The organism is Gaiella sp., assembly GCF_035558935.1.
Taxonomy (GTDB): Bacteria; Actinomycetota; Thermoleophilia; order Gaiellales; family Gaiellaceae; genus Gaiella.
The window spans coordinates 1-20,600 of the sequence record NZ_DATMBZ010000154.1 but is presented as its reverse complement, the minus strand read 5'-3'; the positions used below and the strand labels follow the sequence as shown (position 1 = coordinate 20,600).

The following is a 20,600-nucleotide window of genomic DNA, read 5'->3' as shown; positions in this document are numbered from 1 at the left end:
GATGATGTAGCCCGCGACGTCTCCTCCTCGCTGTTGGGAGAGGGGCCACGGCGTGGCTCAAGGGACCCCCCGCACACCGGGGCAGGAAGGCGCGACGTCTCCCGAGCCTCTGGTCTTGCCGGTCCGCTCAGGAAAGTACGCGCTCGAGCGCCGCGCGATCCGTCGGCTCGCCGTGCGCCGGCAGCACGAGCTCGATCGGCAGGTCGAGCAGCGGACGGAGCCGTCGCACGACATCGTCGCGCGTCACGTGCTTGCGACCGCCGAGCTGGATGTCCAGTCCATCGCCGAAGTCGGCGAGCGAATCGCCGGCGACGATCGCGTTGATCGACGGTAGCCAGAGGACGAGATCGTTGTCCTCGCGACCCGCGTACGCGGTGATGCCGAACGGCCACGGTCCGGGACCGTGGAAGTGTCCTTCGCCTTCACCCGCGCGCAGCCACGCGAGATCCTCACTCTCCATGCCGCGCACGCGGTCGGGATCGATCCCGAACTTCTCGACCCAGTCCTGCCAGGTGTCCGCGGGCGGCGTGTACACCGGGAGTCCGAGCCGACGGGCGTCGCGCTCGTGGTACGGGGCGCTCAGGACGACGGCGGTCGCGCGCTCGCGTAGCTCGGCGGGGACGGAGAGCGGGTCGAACAAGATGACATCGTCGCCGAGCTCGATCGCGTAGGAGGACACGAGCGCGGGCCACCATTGCTCCTCGTCCCAGTCGGGATGCGGCGACCGCCAGTGCCAGACACCGGGCCGCAGCTCGCGCATGACGCGATGCTACGCGTCCCGTGCGTGAGCCGCAGCGAAGCGCGCCCGCCGGTAACGTCGCGCCGTGCTGCTCTTCAACTCTCCCATCTCGGGCAACTGCTACAAGGTGCGGCTGCTGCTCGCGCACCTCGGCATCCCGTACGAGCGACGCGACCTCGACGTCGTCGACCGCTCGAGTCGTGGTGAGGTGCTCGACGGCCTCAATCCGGATCTCCGGGTCCCGACGCTCGTCCTCGACGACGGCCGGCCCCTCGCCGAGTCTGGGGCGATCCTCTGGTACTTCGGCGAAGGCACGCGCTTCGTCCCCGGCGACCGGTTCGCGCGCGCGAAGGTGCTCCAGTGGATGTTCTTCGAGCAGTACACGCACGAGCCGGCGATCGCCGTCGTCCGGTTCCTCGTCGCCTACTCGGGAGAGGCGGACCGCTACGCGAAGGTGATCGAGCGGAAGACCGTGGACGGATACCGCGCGTTGGACGCCCTCGAAGCACACCTCGGGCGGTCGGACGATCCGTATGTCGTCGGCGGCACATTGACGCTGGCCGACATCGCGCTCTACGCATACACACACGTCGCACACGAGGGCGGGTTCGAGCTCGGCGGCTACGCGGCGATCGGCGAATGGCTCGACCGCGTCGCGTCGGAGCCGGGTCACGTGCCGATCGAGGCGTGAGCGTCCGCGTCCGGTTCGCGCCGAGCCCTACGGGATCGCTGCACGTCGGCAACGCTCTCACCGCCGCCGCCAACCGGCGCTTCGCCGACGAGCACGGCGGCGTCCTCGTTCTGCGGATCGACGACACCGACCCGGCTCGGACCGTGCCGGGGGGCGAGGCCGCGATCGTCGACGACCTGGGGTGGCTTGGCATCGCCTGGGACGAGGGCCCGGTCAGGCAGAGCGAACGTGCGTCGGTCTACAGCCGCGCCGCCGAGCGGGCGGAGCGCGAGGGCGGAGCGACGCGCGACGCCGACGGGTCTCTGCGGCTCGACGGGGTGACGCTCCTGCGGACGGACGGGAGCGCCACGTACCAGCTCGCGACCGTCGCCGACGACCTCGACCTCCGGATCACGCATGTCATACGCGGCTTCGACCATCGCCCGAACGAGGGGCCGCAGCGTCGGATCGCCCGTGCGCTCGGAAGCGAGCTCCCTGCTGTGATCCACCACGGGCTGCTCCTCGGCGAGGACGGGAAGAAGCTCTCGAAGCGCCACGGGCACGCGTCGGTGGCCGACTTCCGCGAGGACGGGGTCCCGGCCGCCGCGCTCCGCGCCTACCTCGACGAGCTGGGGCTGCCGGAACACGACGTCCATCTCGACCGGGCACGCATCGGCCGATTGGCCATCGAGGCGATCGCCGCCATGTCCGACGAGGACCTGGCGGCCGCCGCGGGAGCCCCCCTCGAGACGGCGCGGGCCCTCCGCGGCGCACGGACGCTCGTCGAGGCGCGGGAGATCGCCCGCCAGATCGAGGCGCCAGATTCCGTCGAGCTTCCCGCCGAGGCGGTACCGACGCTCGAGCGGTTCGCCGAGCTGCGGGAGAGGGGGCCGGAGCGCCTCGACGAAGCCGGCGCGCGGGAGATCGTTCGGGAGCTGAAGGCGGTCGGAGGCGATCTACGGTTGCTCCGGCTCGCCCTGACCGGGGAATCGCGCGGGCCGGAGCTCTGGACCGTTCTTGCCGTCCTTCCGGCGAACGAGGCGCTGAAGCGCGTGACGAGAGCTGAGGGGCGAGGCTAGAGCCACGCCCCTGCTGACTACGATCGCGCCATGCGTCTGCAGGACACGCTGAGCAGCTCGCTCGTCGAGCTCCCGCCGCCGCCCGAGCCGATCGGGATCTACGTCTGCGGGCCGACCGTGTACCAACGGGCGCACATCGGCAATGCGAGGCCGTTCGTGGTCTTCATGTGGCTCGCGCGGTGGCTCCGTGCGCGCGGCCACGAGGTGCGCCTCGTGCACAACATCACGGACGTGAACGACAGGATCTACGAGGCTGCCCCCGGCCGCAGCGCGGAGCGGGCGCTCGAGGCGACCCGCTGGTACCTCGAGGACACCGCCGACTTCGGCCTCGGGATGCCGGACGCACAGCCTCTCGCGACCGAGACGATGCCGGAGATCATCGCGCTGATCGAGGAACTCATAGCGAGCGGGCACGCGTATACGGCGGACGGCGACGTCTACTTCCGCGTGGCGAGGTTCGAGAGCTACGGCGCCCTGTCCGGGCAACGGCCCGACCAGGTCGAGGAGCAGGAGCCCAACCCCGCAAAGGAGGATCCTCGCGACTTTGCCCTCTGGAAGGCGACGAAGGAGGACGAGGACACGTCCTGGGACTCGCGGTGGGGCCTCGGTCGCCCCGGGTGGCACATCGAATGCTCGGCGATGGCGGCGAAGGAGCTCGGGCCGGAGTTCTGGATCCACGGGGGTGGGCTCGACCTCGTGTTCCCGCACCACGAGAACGAGCGGGCGCAGTCGCTCTCCGTCGGGCATCCATTCGCCAGGATCTGGATGCACAACGGAATGCTCCGCTTCACCGGGGAGAAGATGTCCAAGTCGCTCGGGAACGTGGAGACGATCCGCGAGGTGCTCGACACGTGGGGCCGCGAGACCGCACTCGTCTTCTTCCTCACGGCCCATTGGCGCAAGCCGATCGACTTCTCGGAGGAGTCCATGGCAGCAGCGCGCGCGCAGGCGGAGACGCTGCGCAACGCGCTCCGGGGAGAAGCGAGCGCTGAGGGCGACTGGGGCGCCTTCGTCGACGCGCTCGAGGACGACTTCAACACGCCCGCGGCGCTCGCGATCATGCACGACTGGGCGCGAGCCGGTGCCCTCGCCGAGCTCCGCCGCGGCCTCGACCTCTTCGGTCTCGGCAGCCTCGGCGAACGTCGCGACGCCCCTCCCGAGGTGAGGGCGCTCGCAGACGCCCGTTCGGCGGCTCGCGCCGCGCGCGACTTCGCCGAGGCCGACCGGCTGCGCGCGGAGATCGCGGCGCTCGGCTGGGACGTGCGTGACGCGGACGACGGCTACGAGCTCGTTCCCCGCGCGTGACCCGTGACCTCGTGTACGGGCGCAACGCCGTCCGCGAGGCGCTCCGAGGACGACGTGCCGTGCTGGAGGTCTGGGCCGGCGAGCGGGCCGCAGCGACGTTCGACTGGCTGGAGGAAGGGCCACGACCGCGCACGAAGCGGGAACGCGAGCTCACGGAGGCCGCGGGATCGCCCGACCATCAAGGTGTCGTCGCATGGTGTGAGCCTTATCCCTATGCAGACGCCTGGGAGCTCGCGCGCGTCGATCGGCCCCTTCTCTGCTGCCTCGACCAGGTGACCGACCCTCGGAACCTCGGCGCGGTGATCCGAAGCGCGGCCGGCGCCGGCGCAACGGGCGTCGTGCTGCCGGCGCACGGCGCCGTGGCCATCACTCCGGCCGTCTCGCGTGCCTCGGCCGGGGCGGTGGAGCACCTGGCCGTCGCCGTCGTCCCGAACCTTGCCCGCTATCTCGGTGAGGTGAAGGGAGACCGGCTGTGGGCCTACGCCGCGGCAGTCGACGGGGAGACGAGCGTGTGGGACCTGGATCTCACCGACGGCACCGCGCTGGTCTTCGGCGCGGAGGGAGGGGGCGTGCGACCGCTCGTGCGCAGAACGTGCGACGGCACGATCTCGATCCCGCTCGCGGCGGGCGTCGAGTCGCTCAACGTCAGCGTTGCTGCCGCCCTGGTGCTGTTCGAGGCTCGACGACAGCGGGTACTATCATCCTCTACTGGAGGTTGAGATATGCCCGATGTAGCCCTCTACCTGTTCGACGGCTCGAATTTGTTCCACGCCGGCCGTTTCGCACATCGCGACGAGCTCGTGGACGAGCTGGCGAGCTTCGTCGCCGTCCGGGGTGCACGAGGCGTGGTCGTCTTCGACGGTGTGGGCGAGCCGCGCCTGCTCGGGTCGCTCGAGGTGCGGTTCGCGCCGCATGCCGACAGCGTCCTCGAGCGGCTGGCCGCCGAGCGACGCAACCGGGAGCGCGTCCTGCTCGTGACTTCGGACGCAGCCGTGCAGGGAACGAGCGGTCAAGAGGTGATGAAGCGCGGCTCCATGGAGTTTCTCGCCGAGCTCTCGTCCGTCTCGCACCGGGAGGACACCGCCAGTCGCCTCGACCAGCGGGTCGACGCCGAGACACGCGCGCGGCTCGAACGGCTCCGCCGCGGGCAGCCTTAGCCGCCCAGGACGACCGCGCTGTCCACCCCGTGCCTGCGCGGCGGCAGGAGTAGAGGGCTTCGATCCGCTTACGAACACATGTTCTTATTACAATGGAACTTGCGCAAAGGGGTTGTATCGCCTACGCGATCGTGCTAGCTTCCCCCTCGACTTGAGGGTGAGACTCGCTCGAGTCGAGGCTCGGAACACCAACGAGAGGGGAGACGAGAGATGGCCGTCCGGACCGCCGCAGCACCCAAGACGCCGCAGAAGCTGCAGCGTGAGCTCGAGGATCTGCAGCTCGTCCTGCGAGCGCGGAACGGCAGCGAGGGCGCACGGGACGAGCTGATGCGCCGCTACCACGGTTTCGTCCGGCTCAAGGCAAGCTCGTACTTCCTCGCAGGCGGCGACGCCGAAGATCTGATCCAGGAGGGCATGATCGGGCTCTTCAAGGCGATCCGCGATTTCCGCTCCGACAAGGAGACCTCGTTCCGCTCGTTCGCCGAGCTGTGCGTGACCCGCCAGATCATCACCGCGATCAAGTCGGCGACCCGGTACAAGCACGCTCCGCTCAACACGTACATCTCCTTCAGCCACACGCCGGCGGGCCAGGAGTCGGACGGCGAGTGCACGTTGGGCGACGCTCTCCCGGGACCGTCGATCGACGACCCGTCCGTGCGCGTCGTGTCGACGGAGGAGCTCCAGGCGCTCGTGGGGTGTCTCGGGACGAGCCTGTCGGGTCTCGAGTCGGAGGCGCTTCGCCTGTACCTCGACGGTCACTCGTACGAGTCGATGGCTGACGAGCTCGCCTGCGACTGCAAGACGATCGACAACGCGCTCCAGCGCGTGAAGAGGAAGATCCTCGCGCACCAGGAGACGCGCGCGGTCTTCGCCTGAGCTCGGCCCGGCTCCCCGGGGCCCGCGGCGACATAGGATCGGGCGATGGTCGACCTGCGAGGCGCGCTCGCCGATGCCGCCGGGCGCATCGCGGAGTACCGGGAACACCTTCCCATGGCGAAGGTGACGCCGATCGCGCACCGGCGCGAGGTCCGTCTGGCGCTCGGTGAGCTGCGCGACGGCCCGGCACCACTCGACGACGTGATCGCCGAGCTGGTCGAGGCAGCGTCGCCGGGCCTCATGGCCTCGGCGGGGCCGCGGTACTTCGGGTTCGTCACCGGAGGCTCGCTCGACGCCGCGCTCGTCGCCGATGTGCTGGCCACCGGATGGGACCAGTGCGCATTCAACGAGGCGCTGTCCCCCGCGGCGATCGCGGTCGAGGACGTCGCCGGCGCATGGCTCAAGGACATCCTCGGGCTTCCCTCGACGGCATCGGTCGGTTTCGTCACGGGCGCGCAGGGCGCGAACACGGTCGGTCTCGCCGCGGCGCGCTGGTCCGTGCTTCACCGCCACGGCTGGGATGTCGGCCGGGACGGGCTCGCCGGCGCGCCGGGGGTGCGCGTCGTCGTCGGCGCGGAGCGCCATGCGACGATCGATCGAGCGGTGCGCCTGCTCGGGCTCGGCGAGCGCTCCCTCGAGGTCGTCCCGGCGCTCTCCGACGGTGCGATGGACGCGGGCGCGCTCGTGGAGCTTCTCGGAGCGCTCGAGCCGGGGCCGACGATCGTCTGTGCGCAGACCGGGAACGTGAACACCGGAGCCTGTGACGACCTCGCCGCGGCAGGCGCCGCCGCCCGTGCCGCCGGCGCGTGGCTGCACGTCGACGGGGCCTTCGGGCTCTGGGCCGCGGCAAGCCCGAGGACGGCCTCCCTGGTCGACGGCGTCGAGCTGGCGGACTCGTGGGCCTGCGACGGGCACAAGTGGCTCAACGTCCCCTACGACAGCGGCTACGCGTTCTGCGCGCACCCCGACGTCCACGCAACGGCGCTCGCCTACACGGCGGACTACCTCACCGGACAGGTCGCCGGCCGGGAGCTCGGCGGCGGGGACTTCGTCCCGGAGTCCTCCCGTCGTGCGCGCGGGTTCGCCACGTGGGCCGCACTGCGCTCGCTGGGACGGTCCGGGGTCACCGAGCTCGTCGACGGCTGTTGCGCGGTCGCTCGGCGCCTCGCCGCCGGCCTCGACGAGCTCGACGGCGTCGAGGTCGTGAACGAGGTCGTCCTCAATCAGGTGCTCGTGCGGGTCGGCGACGCCGAGCTCACGGACCGGCTCGAGCGCGCGATCCAGGATGACGGCACCTGTTGGCTGGGGGCGACGACGTGGCGTGGTGAGCGGCTCCTCCGTGTCGCCGTGTCGAACTGGTCGACGACCGAGACGGACGCGGACCTCGTCGTGGAGACGATCGGCCGCCTCCGCGCACAGCTGACCGCCGCGTCAGCCTGAGGCTCCACCGCGGGAAGGCGCGAGCTCACGCTCGACCCGGTCGATCAGCTGCTCGTGCAGCTCGAGGTAGCCGCGGAGGAAGTCGATCACGATCAGGAGGTACCTGCTCCGATGCGGCAGAGCCACCGCCGACGACACACTCTCGTCGAGCCGTGCCCGAAGATCGGAGAGGTCCTGCCTAAGCGCCTGGAGGCTCTCTATCGTCGCGTCCTCGCCGACGAGGTCGGCGATCAGGAGCCTCAGGAGTGGATCGCTCTTCAGGGGCGTGAACGTCGCGGGCGTCTGCGCGTAGGCGCGCAGGGCGTCGATGCCCTTCTCCGTCAGCCGGTAGACGGTTCGCTCTCGCGTCTTGCCCGGCTCCTTTTGCGCCTCGAGGTAGCCGAGCCGGGCGAGCCGCTTCGGCTCCGCGTAGTACTGGCTCTCGCCGGCCCAGTCGAGCATGCGGCCGCGACGCGCGAGGCGGAGGAGATCGTGGGCGCCCGCACCAGTGCGCCCGACGAGGCCCAGGATCTCGTACGAGAAGAGGCTCAGGTCATCGCTTGACATAACTACGTTTCATAGGTTATGAACTATGAAACATAGTTTAGCGCGGGAGGCAGACGATGGCAGCCGATGCGGTCGAGACCAAAGCGGAGCTCTGGGGGCGATTGTGGGGGACGCGTGCCGACGAGTGGGCATCGACCGAGGAGCAGCAGCGACCGACGTACGAGGCGGCGATCGACCGCCTCGGGATCGGGGCCGAAGACCGTGTGCTCGAGGTCGGGTGCGGTTCCGGTGTGTTCCTCAGGGCCGCCGCCGATCGCGGCGCGGCCGTGACGGGCATCGACTCCTCCGAGCGGCTGGTCGAGCTCGCCCGAGCTCGCGCCCCCGAGGTCGAGGTCAGCGTCGGCGACCTGCAGGCGCTGCCCTACGCGGACGGTTCGTTCGACGTCGTCGCGGGTTTCAACTCGTTTTTCTTCGCGGACGACATCGTCGCCGCCCTCCGCGAGGCCGGACGTGTGGCAAGACCCGGAGGCAAGGTCGCGATCCAGGTGTGGGGACGGCACGGGACCTGCGCGCTCGATGCGATCAAGCCGATCGTGCGGCCGTTCTTCCCGGGGGCCGACCCGAACGCTCCACCGCCGCCGGACCTCGCCGAGCCCGGCCGGTTGGAGCGGCTGGCAACCGCAGCCGGGCTGACGCCGGCGGAGGCGTTCGACGTCTCCTGGGCATACGTCTACGAAGACGAGGACGCACTGACCCGCGGCCTCCTCGCTGCCGGCGGCGTCGGCGAGTCCGCCGGCGATCGAGAGCCCGAGGTGCGGCGCGCGTTGGTCGACGTCCTCGCCCCGTACCGGACGCCGGACGGCGGCTACCGGCTCGAAAACGCGTGGCACTTCCTCGTCGCGACCGCGTGACGGGCTCCGCGGCTCAGTCCTCGACGACGGGATAGATGCCCGACGGGGCGTCGAGGAGCTCGACCGTCCGGCGGGCCCCCTCGTCGATCTGGATTCGCGGAGGCGCAGGCGGCCCGTCGTGGTACGTCCCGGGGCCGTAGAAGCGGCCGTAGCGCAGGACGACGCCGCCTGCCTCCAGCGTCATCCTCTCGAGGTCGGCCTTCGCGACCGCCCCCTCGCCGTGAGGATCCCAGGCGATGCTCTGGGCGACGAACCGCGCTGCGCCCGCCGACTGGGCGGCTGCGAGCAGGTTGCGCGTGCCCTCCCGCCGGATCCGTGCGTTCGCGGACGACCCCGCAATGCTCGCCTCGTCGTCCGGCAGGTCGGTCAGCTCGTGGAGGACGAGCTCCGGGGCGAACGAGACCACTTCATGGAGCAGCCCGTCTGCGTCGTAGACGTCGCACACCACGGGGTCGGCGCCGAGGCCTCGTAGCGTGTCGGCCTTGGCGGGCGTGCGCGTCATTCCCGCGACATCGTGGCCCGCCCGGACGAGGAGCGGCACGAGCCGCACCCCGATGACGCCGCTCGCGCCGGCGAGGAAGACCCTCACGCGTCGGCAGTCTTCACCGGCTCGTCCCAGCGCTCCCAGCGAACGAGCTCTTCCAGTGCGAGCCTGCGCTGGCCGAGACGCGAGACGAGACGCGTCTCCTGCGGGTCCGAGGCGGCGCGGCCGATCGTCACCACGCAGACGAAGTGGACGTCGTCCGGAACCCCGAGGAGCGCCTTCACGTCCGGCACCTGCTCCGGCAGCACGCCGTAGACCCCGGCGGCGAGGCCCTCGTCGATCGCCGCGAGCTGGAGCAGCATGAACGCGGCGCCGGCGTCGACGTACCAGTAGGGGGCCGGCCACCCGATCTCCTCGCCGTCGCGGAGCTTGTCCGGCTGCCGGTAGCGCTCGTGGTAGCTCTCCTCGCGCGTGCCGACGAAGACGTGGACCGGCGCGGTCGAGATCCACGCCTGGCCGCCGGCGGCGACGTACTCGTCCTCGCCGGCGAGTCGGGCCAGCTCCCGTCGCGTGGCCGCCTCGGTGACGACGACGAGCCGGTGGCCCTGGCTGAACCCACCGCTCGGCGCCCGGCGGACAGTGGCGACGATCCGCTCGACGGTGTCGCGCGGGACGGGGTCGGAGCGGTAGCTCCGCACCATCCTGCGACGAGCGAGGATGTCCTCGAGCTCCACCCGCGAATCGTAGAGGCCCGATGCGGGTTGCAGGCACGCACGGATGGGGGCTGCGCGCCGTGCATGCCCTCCCCGCACGCACCTCCAACCCGCATCGAGGCCCTAGGCCCTAGGCCGTGGCCGGCGCCTCGCCGAACCGCTCGAGCAAGACGCCGTGCCGAAGCCCCCGGTCGCTCACGACGAGGGACGCGCAGCCGAGCTTCTGCATGGTCGTCCGGACGATGAGGGCACCGGCGAGGATCACCTCGGCCCGTCCGGGTTGCAGGCCGACAACCTGCCTTCGCTCGTCTGCGGTCCGCGTGCGGTAGAGCTCGATCTGCCGGTCGACCTCGTCGCGCTCGAGGGTCGTCCCCTGCACGACGTCGGGGTCGTAGGTCGCGAGGGCGTGCCGCACCGCGGCCAGGTTGGTGACGACGCCGCCGAGCGCGACGAGGACGTCCGGGCGCGGTCGTCCGTCGAGGCGCGCCAGATCCGCGCAAATCGCGCGGCCCGCGTCCGCGAGCACGTCCTCCGTCACCGGCCCGTCGAGGCGGAACCGCTCTGCGAACCGGACGGCGCCGACGTCGAGGCTGAACCGCTCGTCGACGTGCTCCCCGCGCCCGAACGTGAACTGGGAGCTGCCGCCCCCGGTGTCGAAGACCACGATCGTCCCGTCCGCGAGCCCGACTCCGGTCTTGACGGCGAGGTACGCGAGCCGACTCTCCTCCTCCCCCGAGATCACCTCGATCTCGACTCCCGTCCGGTCGCGGACGAGCTCGACCAGCTCGGCGGCGTTCGCGGCCTTCCGCATCCCGGCGGTCCCGACCGCCGTGATCGACTCCGCTCCGCGGCGGCGCGCCTCGTCGGCCATGCCTGCGATCGCCTCCAGCGTTCGGCGCATCGGCTCCGGCCGGAGGGCGCCGGACTCGTCCAGCCCTTCACCCAGGCGCGTGACCTCGGAGCGGTCGACGATGGCCCGCCACGTACCGTCCGGCAGCCGCTCGGCGACGTGGAACTTGACCGAGTTCGTGCCGACGTCGATCACGGCGTCGCGCGGCCCCCCCAGCCCGGCAAGCTGCGCGAGGCCGCGCGGCATGCTCACGTTCGGCTGCAGCGCGAACCCGAGCCGCTCGACCAGGGTGGCAACGCGCGCCTGATCCTCCGACTCGACCGCGATGGTGTCGGCCACCGCATCTCCCACGCGGACGGTGGTGAGCTCGACGAGGCAGCCCTCGCCCTCGAAGTGCCGACGTTTCTTGTGCACGCGTACGGCGTCGATGCCCTCGGCCGCCCGGAGCAGTTCCCCAAGCTCGTCCGGCCCGTACGACCGGCGGTCGAGCGGGGGCGCCACGCCGAGTGCGTCGACGAGGCGCCCGGCGTCCTCGGCGGAGAGCGGCAGGCTGGCTTTCAGCGTGGGTCGCCACTGCTCGAGCCCTGCCGCGTTCACCTGGACGAGCTCTTTCACGTCCACCGCGTCGTCCCGGTACTTGACCGAGGCGCCTCCCGGTGAAAGGACGTACACCTCGTCGCTCTCGCGCACCGGGCCGGGAGCGAGTGTTTGCGACCCGGGCGGGAGCTCGAGCCAGCGGCCGAAGGTTCTCCACTCCCACCGCGGGACGATCGCTTGCGGCGCGCTCATCGCGGCGGCCTCCTCTCCCGAGATCCGAAGCCGGAGAAGGGATTCGAACCCTTGGCCCCCGCTTTACAAGAGCGGTGCTCTGACCAGCTGAGCTACTCCGGCGTCCAGGCGGATCGTAGTCGGCGCCCCGCACGTCGGCGACGCGGCCTTGGCCGCGTCGCCGAGAGCTGACGGGGTGGACTGGGGGCCGGACTGCGGCTCCGGCCCCCAGCTCTCGTGGCCTCAGGCCGCGAGCCTCGCGGGCTCCGGCTCGGCCGCGACCTCGGGCGACCGCTCGTGCTCGAGCTTCGGCAGCCACTCGAGCCAGCGCGGGAGGTACCAGTTCCAGTCCCCGAGCAGCATCATCGCCGCGGGGAGCAGGACGGCCCGCACGATCGTCGCGTCGATCAGCACGGCGGTGGCGAGGCCGACGCCGAACTGCTTCAGCATCACGATCGAGAGCGTCGCGAAGATCCCGAACACGAAGACCATCACGATCGCCGCGCTCGTCACCACGCCGGCGGTCGTCTTGATCCCGTGCGCGACGGCGTCCTCCGTCTTCATGCCGCGGTCGTATGCCTCGCGGATCCGGCTCAGGATGAACACGTGGTAGTCCATCGAGAGGCCGAAGAGGATCACGAAGAGGAACACGGGCATGAAGGCCATCACGCCGCCGGAGTAGTCGAAGCCCAGGATGCCCTTCGCCCAGCTGTGCTGGAAGACGAGCACGAGGACGCCGTACGCGGCGGCGACGGACAGCAGGTTGAGGACGATCGCCTTCACCGCGAGGACGATCGACCGGAACGAGACGAGCAGGAGACCGAACGCGAACGCGAGCACGAAGGCGAACACGAGCGGCGCGGTGCGATGCATCGCGCTGTCGAAGTCCTTCGAGATCGCGGTGGTGCCGGTGACGCCCACCTCGGCACCGTCGACGGCGCCGACCGTGGCGGGGACGATGTCGTCGCGGAGCGACGCCAGGGCGGCGTTCGACTTCGCGTCGGTGCCGGTGCCGTCGATGGGCAGGTCGATCTGCGCGACCGTCCCCGCCTTGTTGACGTCGACGGTGACGGGCTGGTGGAAGCGTCCGCCCGCCAGCGCCTGCTTCTGCAGCTCGTCGATCGCCGAGCGAACCTCAGGCGTGTTCACCGAGGATGCCTTGACGACGACCGTCGCCGGGTCCTGTCCACCCGGGAACGCCTTCTGGAGCCGGTTGTACGTCTGCACGGCGGGGAGGTCCTGCGGGAGCGCCTCGGCGCCCGGCACGACCGTCTTCATCCCGAGCGCCGGCAGCGCCAGGGCGATGAGCACCGCGGTTGCGGCGACGGCCGAGATCAGCGGGTGTGCGAGGACGCGGTCGAGGATCCAGCCCCACGCCCTGCCGCCTTCCGGCCGCTGCAGCCGATGGACGAACGGGACGCGTGCCTTGTTGACGCGGTCGCCGAGCCAGGAGAGGAGGGCGGGTAGGACGGTCAGCGACCCGAGCACGGCGATCGCCACGACGAGGATCGTCGCCATCGCGAAGGAGCCGAACGTCTTGTCGCCGGTGAGGAACATGCCGGCCATCGCGGTCATGACGGTGAGCCCGGAGATCAGCACCGAGCGTCCGGAGGTGGCGGCCGCTGCCTCGAGAGCCGCGCTCTCGGACTTGCCCGCCGCGCGCTCCTCGCGCTCGCGCTTCAAGTAGAACATCGTGTAGTCGACGCCGACGGCCAGCCCGATCAGCAGCACGATCGCGCTGATGTTCTCGTCCACCGGCCACACGTGGCTCGGGATCGCGAGCAGGCCCATCGTCGCCATCACCGCCGACAGCGCCAGCAGCAGCGGGATCCCCGCCGCCACCAGTGCGCCGAACGCGATGACCAGGATCACGATCGTGACCGGCAGCGAGAGGAGGCCGGCCCGCTCGAGGTCCTTGTTGAACTTGTCGTCGACCTGCTTCTCGGCGCTGACGCCGAACTCCTCGATCCGGAGGGACGGGTGCGCGGCGGCCGTCGCGCCGACGGCCTCGAGCACCGGGTCGATCCTGTCGACGGCGGTGTCCGCGTCGCCGCGGATGTCGAGGTTCACGATCGCGGAGTGACCGTCGGCCGAGACCTGGCCGGGATTCCCGGCCGCGAACGGGCTCTGGACGTTGGTCACCACGGGGACCGCGGAGAGCCGGCGGACGACGTCGGCGACCGCCGCGCGGAACGCGGGGTCGTCGGCCGTGAGCGTTCGGCTCTGGACGAGCACCGTCTCGCCTGCGGGCTGCTTGAAGCCCTCGTCGAGGATGCGCGCCGCGCGGCCGGACTCGCCGGGCAGCGTGTCGGTGTCGCCGAGCTTCTTCGTGCCGATCATGCCGCCGATCACGACGGCGGCGACGACGAACGCGAGCCAGCCGAAGATCGCCGTCTTCCGGTGGCGCGCGCTCCAGCGGCCCATCCGGGCCGAGATGTTTCTGCTGCGCTTCAGAGGTGACATCGGGAATCTCCTGTGCAGGGGTTGATGCACGCACGCTCGCACTCGGCGGGCTCGATGTCTGTGGGGTGCACTGGTGTTCTCGGGTGTGGCCGGCCGCTGGGGGGCGGTGCGGCTGGCCACACCGGAACGGTGCGGGAGCGGGAGGGTTAGGCGCGGCCGGCGCTCGTCGCCACGCGAGGAGCCGCGGGCCGCCTCGCGGGCGGCGCGACGACGGCCCGGGCGAGGAGCCAGCCGAGGAGGACGGCGACGCCGCCGAGCGCGGCGTCGAGGAAGAAGTGGTTGCCGGTCGCGACGATGATGAGGAGCATCAGCGCCGGGTAGAGCGCTCCCAGGACGCGAACCACGCGATTCCGCGCGATGGCCGCGATCGCGACGCCCACGATGAGCGCGTAGCCGAAGTGGAGGCTCGGGACGGCGGCGAAGGGGTTGTAGAGCGCGCCGAGCACGTCGGAGCTCAGGTTGAGCCCGGTCGAGGTCGTCACCGTGTCGGAGAACCCCTCGCCGGCGAGTCGCGGCGGGGCTGCGGGGAAGAGGACGTACCCCACGAGCGCGAGTGCCGTCGCCGCGACGAACGTCGTCCGGACGAGCGGGAACCGGTCGGGATGCTTGCGGTGGATCCACGTGAGCGCGACCGCCGTGCCGGCGAAGTGGAGGAGCATGTAGAGGAGCCCGAGGAACGCCGGGGCGTACGGGATCGCCTCGAACGCCTGCTGGACGCTCCGCTCGACGTAGACACCGAGCGTCCGCTCGACGTCGATGATGTCGGCGGTGTGGCTCATCGCAGCCTGGACGTTCTCGCCGCCTGCACCGCGCACGACCTCGTAAACGCCGTAGAGGACGGCGAGGCCGGCGATCTCGCGGGCGCCGGAATGGGACTGTGAGAGCCAACTGCGAACCATGACGAGAGTGTGCTCGTCCCGTGCTCGCGGAGTGATTCGGCATTCCCGCCACGTGGGGTTCGGCAAACCGCACGCCTCTGCGACGAGCTCTGTGCCCGCTCCGGGCCCGCATGGAGAGGGGCGTGAGGCGCGCTACGCGCGCAGGAAGGCGAGCACGGCGAGCACCCGGCGGTGGTCGTCCGTCGACGCGGGCAGGCCGAGCTTCGTGAAGATGCTCGTCACGTGCTTCTCGACCGCGCGGAGCGTGACGAACAGCCGCTCCGCGATCGCCTGGTTCGAGCGGCCCTCCGCCATCAGCTCGAGCACCTCGCGCTCCCGGGCGGTGAGCTGCTCGATCGGGTCGTCGCGGCGCTTGCGGCCCACGAGCTCGCTGACGACCGCGGGGTCGAGCGCCGAACCGCCGTCCGCCACGCGTCGCACGGCCGTGGCGAACTGCTCGAGGTCCGCGACCCGGTCCTTGAGCAGATAGCCGACGCCCTCCGCGCTCGTCTCGAGGAGCGCCATCGCGTAGCTCGGCTCGACGTACTGCGAGAGCAGCAGAACGCCGACGCCCTCGTGCCGCTCCCGGATCTCGCGCGCCGCACGCAGGCCTTCGTCGGTGTGGGTCGGCGGCATCCGGATGTCGACGATGGCGACGTCCGGCTTGTGCATGGCCACGTGGCGGAGCAGGTCGTCGGCGGTCCCGGACTGCGCCACGACTTCGAAGCCGGCCTCCTCGAGGAGCCGGGCGACGCCCTCGCGGAGCAGGACGGAGTCGTCCGCGAGGACGACGCGACGCGCGTCTCCGAGCTGCGACACGGTGCCGCGGAGCGGTGGGAAGTCGCGCGGCAACCCCTCGGCGATCACCTGGTGGATGCGCTCGGGGTCGGGAAGACCCTGGAGGCGGTGCGTGCCGAGGTCGCGTGTCTCGGCTCCCGTGGCGAATGGTGCCGCGGTCGACGAGAGCAGGATCTGCCCGCCGTGACCCGCAGCCGAGATGCGCGACGCACGGATCACGTCGAGGCCTGTGTACCCCTCCTCGCCGAGCTGGGGCACACCGGTATGAAGGCCCATCCGGACCTTCACCGACAGGTCGTCGGGCCACTCGTGGTCGCGAATGCGGGCCTGGCCTTGGAGCGCCGACGCCAGTGCGGGCTCGACCTCCTCGAAGACGGCCGAGAGCTCGTCGCCGGTCGCGTCCACCTCGGTGCCGCCGTGTGTGGCAATCGTCTCCCGGAGGAGGCGCCGCACGTCCGCGATCAGGCCGGAGTAGGCGGAGCCGGCCGTCTGGACCAGCTTCGTCGAGCCTTCGACGTCGGCGAAGAGGAACGTGACGGTGCCCGTCGGCAGCGCGCTCATCGGGGTGAGTCTACGAGTGGGAGGCGCTACGCGGGTGAGAGGTGCACGGAGCCGGGGGGCGGTGGCGACGGCACGAACGGTGAGTGGCCTCACCGGCGCCGGTCATGGGAGGCCGGCCGCCTGTCCCCGGCTCTCGACGCGGGGAAACGTCATCGACGTGCGTATGTGGTCATGCGCCAAGGATGGACCCGGCGCCTCGCCTCGACCCTGCGGCCCACCGGTGTTCTCGGGTGCGGTCGGCCGCACTCTCCACCGGTCAGAGGGGGAGCACGCGGGGCGCGGCCGGGATCGTCGCGCGGATGCGCGTGCCGCCGCCCGGCGGGCTTTCGACCCCGAACGTGCCGTCGAGCGCCTCGATGCGGTCCTCGAGGCCCTCGAGCCCCGAGCCGCGCGCGGGATCGGCGCCGCCGACGCCGTCGTCCGTGACCTCGACGAGGATCTGACCTTCCTCCGAGTCTTCGACCACGCGGACCTCGGCGAACGTCGCGTGCGCGTACTTCGCGACGTTGGCGAGCGCTTCGGCCGCGACGTAGTACGCAGCGGCCTCGATCGCCGGCAGGAACCGGTCGCCCGGGACGTGGACCTCGACCGGGATCGGCGAGCGCGCGGCGAGCGCCTCGAGCGCCGGGCCGAGGCCGCGGTCGGTGAGGACGTTCGGGTGCAGGCCGCGCGCGAGCTCCCGCAGCTCGTCGAGCGCCTCGGCGAGCTCGGTGCGCGCGGAGACGAGTATCTCGGCGGCCTGGTCGACGTCGGTCTCCAGCTTCGCCTCCGCGAGGCGCAGGGAGAGCGAGAGGGCGGCGAGTCGTTGCTGTGCGCCGTCGTGCAGATTGCGCTCGAGGCGTCGTCTCGCGGCGTCCGTCGCGGCCACGATGCGGCTCCGTGACGCCTTGATCTCGGCCTCCTGGCGCTTGCGCTCGGTGATGTCGGCGCCGGAGATCAGGACTCGCGGGGCGCCCGACTGGTCGACGATCGGCGTCGCCGTCCATGCCACCGTGAGCTCGTCGCCGTCGCACGTCAGCCAGCGGCTCTCGCGCTCGAGTTGCGGCACGCCGTTCGCCGCGCCGGCGATCGCCATGCGGGCCTGGAACTCGTCCTCCGGGGCGACGAGCCCGAGAAACGATGCACCCTCGAGCTCCTCGACCGAGCGCCCGAACGTCTCGACGAACGCGCGGTTGGCGCCCTCCGCCACCACCACCGCGTCGTGGTCGGTCACGACGATGAAGCTCGGGATCGTGTTCGCCACCGTGCTCGCGAAGTCCCACTGCCGCTGGAGCTCGACCTCGCGGCGCTTGCGGTCGGTGATGTCGATCCCCCCGGCGATGACCCGCACGACGTCGCCGTTCTGGTCGACGAGGGGGGCCGTCTGCCAGGCGATCACCCGCTCGTGCCCCCGTGCGTTGCGGAACACGTTCTCGTACTCCGACGGGGGAAAGCCGGGAGACGCGTCGCGGAAGCGCTGGATCATCGCCTCACGCTCGTCCGGGTCGATGAAGATCTCCCAGAAATAGCGCCCTTCGATGTTGGCCCGGTCGTCGAGGCCGCTGGCAACCTCGACGGCTCGGTTGAAGTTCCTGATGCGGCCCTCCGTGTCGACGACCGAGAGCAGGCTCGGGGCCGTGTTGATGATCGTCTCGAGGAAGCGATACTGCGCCCGGAGCTCCGCCTGGAGGCGCTCCTTCTCGAACGCGAGCGAGGCGGTCGCGGCGACGGCGTCGACGAGCGCTCGCTGGTCGGCGAGGCTGCGGTCGTGGAGGAGCGCCGCGACGCGCTTGCCGCCCTGCTCGACGAACGTCGCGGCACGTGCGCCGCGGGCGATCGGCTCGGCGAGCGTCTGGCCCTCCTCGTCGACCCAGGCCTGGCGTTGCGGCGACCAGTAGGCGAGATCGAGCGAGGGATCGCCGAGCGCGGTCGCCAGCGCATCGCGCAGCGGCACGCCGTCCCCGAGCGCGATCGCGAGGTCGGCGATACCGGCGCGCGCGAGCCGCGTGCGAAGGATGCCGACGAGGAACGCAACCGGCATCAGCGCGAGCGAGGCGAGCGCCGCGAACTCGATCGCGTAGCCCGCCTCGGCGTCGATCGTGCCGACGAGGCTGCTCAGGACGAGCCCCACGAGGGCGACGAGCGTGAACAGGTAGACGGGGCCGATGACGCGCCGGAGCGGCGGCGTCGCCTCCTGGTAGCGCCTCACGAGTCGCAGGAACACGAACGCCGAGAGGGCGGCGGCTCCGAGCGCGAGCGCGATGTTCGCCGTCTGGGCGAGCGCGGGGCGGTCGGAGACGAGGAACGCGCTCTCGGGGCAGTCCGAGCACCCCCGGACCGGCGTCGGGTCGACGAAGCTCACGAGGAGCGGCCCGAGCGTGACGAGCGCGAGCACCGCCCAGACGATCCATTCGTCGCCCGGCCGCAGGCGCCCGCCCGGGTACGAGAGGATCAGATGCGCGAACGCGACGAACGCGACTCCGCCGAGGACGTAGCCGAGCGTGAAGAGCAGCGAGTTGCTGGCGAGCTGGAGCGCACCGAGCGACCACAGGAGCCCGACTGCGAGCATCTGCGCGCCGGTCCGGTTGTCGGGGGCGCGAATCGCCGCGATCACGCCCGTCACCGTGAAGATCAGTCCCGCGACCGTCACCATCGCGATCAGTGCGCGAGGCTCCCCCAGGTCGGCGGTCACGACGAGGTAGAGAGCGCCGCCGTACAGCAGCGCGCCGAGGGCGATCGCGGCGGCCAGCCGGCGCCGGGTCACCGCAGCAGGACGCGAACGGCGGCGCCGGTCAGCTCGGCCTTCGAGATGAAGCCGCGCGCGCCGCTGGCGCGGATCAGGCCGTCGTAGTCGGAGGCCTCGCGGCTCGAGACGAGGACGACCTGGGGCTCGGTCGTGCCGTCCGTTCCGAGCTGCTCGAGCACCGCGAACCCGTCCATGTCCGGGAGTTGGACGTCGAGGAGAACAACGTCCGGGCGGAGCGAGCCGATCGCCGAGAGGGCGCCCTCACCGTCCTCGGCCTCGCCGATCACCGCGAACCCGTCGGCCTCGAGGAGTGCCCGGGCGCACCGGCGAAAGCTCGGGTGGTCGTCGACGATCAGGATTCTCACGCCGTTCTCCATCCGACCGTATCGTGTCAGACGTCTTTCGGCCGAGTGGTGTGGCAAACCGCACCCGGCATTCCCTTGTGGCAAGCGGGATTCCGCCGAGCTGAATCCCGCGCTGGATCCCCGCCTCTGGGCGGGGCACATCCATGAAAGCTGCCGCTTCGGCGTCAGGCCGTCGCGGTCGCAACTGCACACGGTCCGGTGAGAGCAGCAGATTCGGGGGCCCGAACCCGCTGCGCATTGCGTGGCAAAACGGGCTTTCGGCCGCGCGATTGCGTGCTGACGCCCGCGTTCCGATCGTGCATACTCGCGCGCATGCAGACGACGGAACAGCTCTCACACGACCAGGTGCTCGCCGATCGGGCGCGGTTCGTCTCGGGCGGTGTGGCGACACCCAGGCTCGTCGTGGCAAGCGCCGACGGGGCCCGCGTGACGGACGTCGACGGCCGAGTGTTCGTGGACTTTGCGGGCGGGATCGGCTGCCAGAACACGGGTCACAGGTTCGCCCCTGTCGTGGACGCGATCCACCGGCAGGTCGACCTCTACCTCCACCAGTGCTTCATGGTCGGCGTCTACGAGCCGTACGTCGAGACGTGCCGCCTGCTCGCCGAGCTGTCGCCGTGCGCGGGGGCCGAGCAGAAGTCGATCCTCGTCAACTCGGGAGCGGAGGCGAACGAGAACGCGGTGAAGATCTCCCGCGCCGCGACCGGCCGCCCTGCCGTGGTCGTGTTCGACAACGCCTTCCACGGGCGCACGCTCCTGACGATGTCGATGACGAGCAAGGTGCACCCCTACAAGGCCGGGTTCGGGCCGTTTGCGCCCGAGGTCTACCGTGCGCCGGCCCCCTATCCGTACCGCGGCGTCACGAGCGACGACGCCATCGCCGGCCTGAAGAAGCTCTTCAAGTCGGAGGTCGACCCCCAGACGGTCGCATGCGTTCTGCTCGAGCCGGTGCAGGGCGAGGGCGGATTCGTGCCGATGCCCGACGACTACCCCGCACGGCTCCTCGAGGTCTGCGCCGAGCACGGGATCCTCTACGTCGACGACGAGGTGCAGTCGGGTGCCGGTCGCACCGGCAAGGTGTGGGCGATCGAGCACTACGGCATCGAGCCCGACCTGCTCGTCTCCGGGAAGTCGATCGGCGGCGGCCTGCCGCTCGCCGCCGTGACCGGACGCGCGGAGCTCATGGACGCCGTTCCGGCCGGCGGGCTCGGCGGGACGTTCGGCGGCAACCCGCTGTCGTGCGCGGCGGCGGTCGCCGTGCTCGAGGCGGTGCGCGAGCCCGAGCTCCTCGACCAGGCGACACGCGTCGGCGAGCGGGTCCGGGCTCGGCTC

At 71.1% G+C, this 20,600-nt stretch carries 19 protein-coding genes, 1 tRNA gene and 1 pseudogene; 9 read left to right on the top strand and 12 right to left on the bottom strand.

What is annotated here, in order from left to right:
* Positions 1-127: 127 nt before the first annotated feature.
* Entirely contained in the window at positions 128-760 is a 633-nt protein-coding gene (locus tag VNM44_RS14885) for an MBL fold metallo-hydrolase (RefSeq protein ID WP_325626679.1), read from the bottom strand.
* Positions 761-824: 64 nt separating this feature from the next.
* Between VNM44_RS14885 and VNM44_RS14880 the strand changes: the two genes are divergently transcribed.
* The 7 genes from VNM44_RS14880 (at position 825) to VNM44_RS14850 (ending at position 7,266) form a co-directional block, all read left to right on the top strand.
* Entirely contained in the window at positions 825-1,430 is a 606-nt protein-coding gene (locus VNM44_RS14880) for a glutathione S-transferase family protein (RefSeq protein WP_325626678.1), read from the top strand.
* On the top strand, positions 1,427-2,488 hold the full coding sequence (locus VNM44_RS14875; protein WP_325626677.1) for a glutamate--tRNA ligase: 1,062 nt from the start codon (positions 1,427-1,429) through the stop codon (positions 2,486-2,488). Before VNM44_RS14880 ends, VNM44_RS14875 begins: the two co-directional genes overlap by 4 nt.
* A gap of 30 nt (positions 2,489-2,518) precedes the next feature.
* The gene (gene cysS / locus VNM44_RS14870; RefSeq protein WP_325626676.1) at positions 2,519-3,793 is read left to right on the top strand and encodes a cysteine--tRNA ligase; all 1,275 of its coding nucleotides are present in this window, start codon (positions 2,519-2,521) and stop codon (positions 3,791-3,793) included.
* The gene (gene rlmB, locus VNM44_RS14865; protein ID WP_325626675.1) at positions 3,790-4,512 is read left to right on the top strand and encodes a 23S rRNA (guanosine(2251)-2'-O)-methyltransferase RlmB; all 723 of its coding nucleotides are present in this window, start codon (positions 3,790-3,792) and stop codon (positions 4,510-4,512) included. The genes cysS and rlmB overlap by 4 nt, the downstream gene beginning before the upstream one ends.
* 3 nt (positions 4,513-4,515) lie before the next feature.
* Positions 4,516-4,950, top strand: a complete 435-nt coding sequence (locus tag VNM44_RS14860; RefSeq protein WP_325626674.1) for an NYN domain-containing protein — start codon at positions 4,516-4,518, stop codon at positions 4,948-4,950.
* A gap of 210 nt (positions 4,951-5,160) precedes the next feature.
* A complete protein-coding gene (gene sigH, locus VNM44_RS14855) occupies positions 5,161-5,826 on the top strand; it encodes an RNA polymerase sporulation sigma factor SigH (protein ID WP_325626673.1) in 666 nt (221 codons plus the stop codon).
* A 45-nt stretch (positions 5,827-5,871) separates the two neighbouring features.
* The gene (locus tag VNM44_RS14850) at positions 5,872-7,266 is read left to right on the top strand and encodes a pyridoxal phosphate-dependent decarboxylase family protein (RefSeq protein ID WP_325626672.1); all 1,395 of its coding nucleotides are present in this window, start codon (positions 5,872-5,874) and stop codon (positions 7,264-7,266) included.
* On the opposite strand, the gene VNM44_RS14845 is transcribed toward VNM44_RS14850, so the two are convergent.
* Positions 7,258-7,812: a hypothetical protein gene (locus VNM44_RS14845; RefSeq protein ID WP_325626671.1), complete on the bottom strand. Its 555-nt coding sequence runs from the start codon at positions 7,810-7,812 to the stop codon at positions 7,258-7,260. The two genes, VNM44_RS14850 and VNM44_RS14845, sit on opposite strands and share 9 nt — an antisense overlap.
* Before the next feature lie 56 nt (positions 7,813-7,868).
* Here VNM44_RS14845 and VNM44_RS14840 point away from each other — a divergent pair, with 56 nt between their 5' ends.
* Positions 7,869-8,663, top strand: coding sequence for a class I SAM-dependent methyltransferase (locus VNM44_RS14840; protein WP_325626670.1), 795 nt, complete (start codon positions 7,869-7,871; stop codon positions 8,661-8,663).
* A 13-nt stretch (positions 8,664-8,676) separates the two neighbouring features.
* Here the strand turns inward: VNM44_RS14840 and VNM44_RS14835 are convergent, their stop codons facing one another.
* From VNM44_RS14835 to VNM44_RS14795, 10 genes and pseudogenes are all read right to left on the bottom strand, one after another.
* Entirely contained in the window at positions 8,677-9,252 is a 576-nt protein-coding gene (locus VNM44_RS14835) for an NAD(P)-dependent oxidoreductase (protein WP_325626669.1), read from the bottom strand.
* Positions 9,249-9,881: a nitroreductase family protein gene (locus tag VNM44_RS14830; RefSeq protein WP_325626668.1), complete on the bottom strand. Its 633-nt coding sequence runs from the start codon at positions 9,879-9,881 to the stop codon at positions 9,249-9,251. Before VNM44_RS14830 ends, VNM44_RS14835 begins: the two co-directional genes overlap by 4 nt.
* Positions 9,882-9,990: 109 nt before the next feature.
* On the bottom strand, positions 9,991-11,499 hold the full coding sequence (locus VNM44_RS14825; RefSeq protein ID WP_325626667.1) for a Ppx/GppA phosphatase family protein: 1,509 nt from the start codon (positions 11,497-11,499) through the stop codon (positions 9,991-9,993).
* A gap of 28 nt (positions 11,500-11,527) precedes the next feature.
* Positions 11,528-11,601: transfer RNA gene (locus VNM44_RS14820), tRNA-Thr, on the bottom strand.
* A gap of 120 nt (positions 11,602-11,721) precedes the next feature.
* The gene (locus VNM44_RS14815) at positions 11,722-13,941 is read right to left on the bottom strand and encodes an MMPL family transporter (protein ID WP_325626666.1); all 2,220 of its coding nucleotides are present in this window, start codon (positions 13,939-13,941) and stop codon (positions 11,722-11,724) included.
* A gap of 146 nt (positions 13,942-14,087) precedes the next feature.
* Positions 14,088-14,840 carry a phosphatase PAP2 family protein gene (locus VNM44_RS14810; RefSeq protein ID WP_325626665.1) on the bottom strand — a complete coding sequence of 251 codons (753 nt, stop codon included), beginning with the start codon at positions 14,838-14,840 and terminating at the stop codon, positions 14,088-14,090.
* A 132-nt stretch (positions 14,841-14,972) separates the two neighbouring features.
* Positions 14,973-15,638 (bottom strand): response regulator transcription factor, encoded by a 666-nt coding sequence (locus VNM44_RS17150; RefSeq protein ID WP_349258051.1) that lies wholly within the window; start codon positions 15,636-15,638, stop codon positions 14,973-14,975.
* Positions 15,639-15,725: 87 nt separating this feature from the next.
* A pseudogene (locus VNM44_RS17145) lies at positions 15,726-16,178 on the bottom strand (adenylate/guanylate cyclase domain-containing protein); the annotation flags it as partial.
* Between the two features lie 256 nt (positions 16,179-16,434).
* Positions 16,435-18,921 carry a PAS domain S-box protein gene (locus tag VNM44_RS14800; protein WP_325626663.1) on the bottom strand — a complete coding sequence of 829 codons (2,487 nt, stop codon included), beginning with the start codon at positions 18,919-18,921 and terminating at the stop codon, positions 16,435-16,437.
* Positions 18,918-19,268 (bottom strand): response regulator transcription factor, encoded by a 351-nt coding sequence (locus VNM44_RS14795; protein WP_325626662.1) that lies wholly within the window; start codon positions 19,266-19,268, stop codon positions 18,918-18,920. Before VNM44_RS14795 ends, VNM44_RS14800 begins: the two co-directional genes overlap by 4 nt.
* 312 nt (positions 19,269-19,580) lie before the next feature.
* On the opposite strand from VNM44_RS14795, the gene VNM44_RS14790 reads away from it, so the two are divergent.
* Positions 19,581-20,600: aspartate aminotransferase family protein (locus VNM44_RS14790; RefSeq protein ID WP_325626661.1), on the top strand; the 1,020-nt coding region annotated here is incomplete at its 3' end.

Bases quoted from the DNA above. Each gene is read 5' to 3' on its own strand.
- VNM44_RS14885 (WP_325626679.1), bottom strand. From the start codon at position 760: ATGCGCGAGCTGCGGCCCGGTGTCTGGCACTGGCGGTCGCCGCATCCC.
- cysS (WP_325626676.1), top strand. From the start codon at position 2,519: ATGCGTCTGCAGGACACGCTGAGCAGCTCGCTCGTCGAGCTCCCGCCG.
- VNM44_RS14860 (WP_325626674.1), top strand. From the start codon at position 4,516: ATGCCCGATGTAGCCCTCTACCTGTTCGACGGCTCGAATTTGTTCCAC.
- sigH (WP_325626673.1), top strand. From the start codon at position 5,161: ATGGCCGTCCGGACCGCCGCAGCACCCAAGACGCCGCAGAAGCTGCAG.
- VNM44_RS14850 (WP_325626672.1), top strand. From the start codon at position 5,872: ATGGTCGACCTGCGAGGCGCGCTCGCCGATGCCGCCGGGCGCATCGCG.
- VNM44_RS14845 (WP_325626671.1), bottom strand. From the start codon at position 7,812: ATGTCAAGCGATGACCTGAGCCTCTTCTCGTACGAGATCCTGGGCCTC.
- VNM44_RS14840 (WP_325626670.1), top strand. From the start codon at position 7,869: ATGGCAGCCGATGCGGTCGAGACCAAAGCGGAGCTCTGGGGGCGATTG.
- VNM44_RS14825 (WP_325626667.1), bottom strand. From the start codon at position 11,499: ATGAGCGCGCCGCAAGCGATCGTCCCGCGGTGGGAGTGGAGAACCTTC.
- VNM44_RS14815 (WP_325626666.1), bottom strand. From the start codon at position 13,941: ATGTCACCTCTGAAGCGCAGCAGAAACATCTCGGCCCGGATGGGCCGC.
- VNM44_RS14810 (WP_325626665.1), bottom strand. From the start codon at position 14,840: ATGGTTCGCAGTTGGCTCTCACAGTCCCATTCCGGCGCCCGCGAGATC.